At 27.9% G+C, this 3117-nt stretch carries 2 protein-coding genes and 1 pseudogene; all 3 read left to right on the top strand.

Annotated elements, in window-relative coordinates; translation table 11 throughout:
• On the top strand, positions 1-691 hold a 691-nt coding region (locus KA814_RS08465), incomplete at its 5' end, for a protein rep (protein WP_210122721.1).
• 1073 nt (positions 692-1764) lie between these two features.
• A complete protein-coding gene (locus KA814_RS08460) occupies positions 1765-2625 on the top strand; it encodes an AraC family transcriptional regulator (RefSeq protein ID WP_194375768.1) in 861 nt (286 codons plus the stop codon).
• 259 nt (positions 2626-2884) lie between these two features.
• Positions 2885-3117: pseudogene (locus KA814_RS08455) on the top strand (protein rep); the annotation flags it as partial.

Raw genomic sequence — 3117 nt, 5'->3', positions numbered from 1 at the left:
GATGATGCAATATATTAAGCAGCAAGAAAATAAGGAATTTATCTTTTTAACTTTGACTACACCTAATGTAATGAGTGATGAATTAGAAAATGAAATAAAACGTTACAATAATTCTTTTAGAAAACTTATAAAAAGAAAAAAAGTAGGTAGTGTTATAAAGGGATATGTCCGTAAGTTAGAGATTACATATAATAAAAAAAGAGATGATTATAATCCTCATTTTCATGTGTTAATTGCAGTAAATAAATCGTATTTCACAGATAAAAGATATTATATTAGTCAACAAGAATGGTTAGATTTATGGCGTGATGTAACGGGCATTTCAGAAATCACACAAGTTCAAGTTCAAAAAATAAGACAAAATAACAATAAAGAGTTATATGAAATGGCTAAGTATTCTGGTAAAGATAGTGATTATTTAATAAATCAAAAAGTATTTGATGCATTCTATAAATCACTTAAAGGTAAACAGGTATTAGTTTATTCTGGATTATTTAAAGAGGCTAAAAAGAAATTAAAAAATGGGCATTTAGATTATTTAAAAGAAATTGATCCAACCGAATATATCTATCAAATTTTTTATATTTGGAAACAAAAAGAGTATTTAGCTAGTGAACTTTATGACTTAACAGAACAAGAAAAAAGAGAAATTAATCACAAAATGATAGACGAAATCGAGGAAGAACAATAACAAAATATAAGTGCTAACAGCTGACCTCCCGATAACACCATGTAGTTATTGGGAGGTCAGCTGTTGAATTAAGCACGAGTATTTTAAAAGTTATTGTGATGACGACGATAAACGATTATCAAAAGTATAATGTTAAAATGCTTTATTATACTAACGTTATATAAACATTATACTTTCGTTATACAAATTTTAACCCGGTAGGAACTATAAAAAATCATGAAAATTTTAATTTGCATGTAACTGGGCAGTGTCTTAAAAATCGACACTGGTTTTGCTCAAATTTTTGCTTTTGGAAATAGCATATATTTATTTGGCTCATATTTGCGTTTTAAGAGCTTATATAAGTTTTTAGGCATAAAAACTATATGAATTACCCCTAAATCTTTAAAATGCCCCCTTAAAATTCAAAATAAGGGCATAAAAAATAAAAGCTACCTCACTTTATCTGGGGTAGCTTTTTCTTTTATACGGTCTATTTATTTTTCTTTCGACGCCGTATCGTCGATGTAATTCAAAAAAGTTATGGGCTATAAATCTACATCACTTTTTCAAGAATGTAGTAGCAATATTCAAGACAAATTAATTTTTATAACTGCTCGGAATATCTCAAGCCGTTTCTTTAATTTTGAAATAAAAAAATCGACGAAGGTCGATTATGGTTTTTACATGCGTTCTTTTAGAACGCATAAGTGCGCCCTTACGGGATTTAACTAGATTATAACGATGAAAAATAGACCTGTAAAGCGATAACTATTGCGATAAAGTTTGCTAAAAAGGAGTGTTTTATTTTTATGACTATCAAGACGATAATAAAAAATAGAACACGCATTTATGCCGAGAAAATTTATTGATGTTGAGAAGAACCCTTAACTAAACTTGTAGACGAATGTCGGCATAGCGTGAGCTATTAAGCCGACCATTCGACAAGTTTTGGGATTGTTAAGGGTTCCGAGGCTCAACGTCAATAAAGCAATTGGAATAAAGCAATTATTTTTTATTCGATAATTGTTATATATAAATTATCGAGTTAGTTCTTTGATTATTGATTACTATAGGATTGAAAGGTGATGGATATGATATTAAAAAATTTAAATAATTCTATAGATTATATAGATCAGAATTTAACAAACGATTTAAATTTATATGATATAGCGAATTTTGTTGGTTTACCTGAGCAGCATTATAGAAATTTGTTTATATTTCTTACTGGTATCGGTTTATCTGAGTATATAAAAAAAAGAAAATTGTATTTTGCTAATAAAGATTTATTAAATAAAGAATCAGTAACGAGTGTAGCTATAAAATATGGATATTCAATTGATGGTTTTACAAAGTCTTTTAGAGATTGGAGTGGGTATTTACCATCTCAAATATATGAAAAACAAGTTTTAATTTCATATCCGAAACTTTCATTTGCTATTAATGTTAAAGGAGGAATAGGCATGAAAACTAGAATTGTAGATTTGCCAAAAATTAATATAGTAGGCGTAAAAAAACGTGTTCGTATGCAATACGAGGGTGTTAACAATGAAATTGAAGAACTAGCAAATAGTATTACTAATATACAAAAAGAAGAAATGAATAATTTACAAAACATTGAACCTAAAGAAATTGTAAATGTTTCATATGATGCTGATGAGAATTTTATTAAAGAAGAGGGTTATTTAACTCATATGATTGGTGTTATAACAACAGAAAACAATATAAGCGATCAACTTGATGTTATAAATATTGATGAAAGTAAATGGATAGTCTTTGAAAATGAAGGTAAATTTCCAAAAGTTTTACAAGACACATATGCTAAAATTTATTCTGAATGGTTGCCAGAAACAGAATATAAATTAGCTAATGTACCAATGTTTTCTTTTACTAAATTTAATGATTCAGATAGAGATAATGCTTATAGTGAAATTTGGGTCGCAGTTAATAATTGATTTTAGATATTTAAGGTTTTAGAAACGAGTTGAAAACGAGTTTCTTCTTGTCTTGATAATAAGGGTAACTATTGCCGGCGAGGCTAGTTACCCTTAAGTTATTGATATGACTGGTTTTAAGCATAAAAAAAGTTGCTTTTCCGTACCTATTAATGTATCGTTTTAAATGACTAGTAAAAAACATACATAGAAAGGGGAAAAAGCAACTTTTTTTATTGTCATAGTTTGTGAAAACTAAGTTGTTTTTATGTGTTATAACATGGAAAAGTATACTGAGAAAAAACAAAGAAATCAAGTATTTCAGAAATTTATTAAACGTCATATTGGAGAGAATCAAATGGATTTAGTTAAAGATTGCAATACATTTCTGTCTTTTGTAGCTGATAAAACTTTAGAAAAACAGAAATTATATAAAGCTAATTCTTGTAAAAATCGATTTTGTCCTGTCTGTGCTTGGAGAAAAGCTAGAAAAGATGCTTTAGGTTTATCTTT

The sequence above is a fragment of the Staphylococcus sp. GDY8P196P genome (assembly GCF_017891705.1).
In the GTDB taxonomy this organism is placed as follows: Bacteria; Bacillota; Bacilli; order Staphylococcales; family Staphylococcaceae; genus Staphylococcus; species Staphylococcus ureilyticus.
The sequence above is the reverse complement of the archived record's forward strand: the minus strand, read 5'-3'. Positions and strand labels throughout refer to the sequence as shown.

Excerpts from the sequence above, each read along its gene's own strand:
- KA814_RS08460 (WP_194375768.1), top strand. The coding sequence starts at position 1,765 with ATGATATTAAAAAATTTAAATAATTCTATAGATTATATAGATCAGAAT.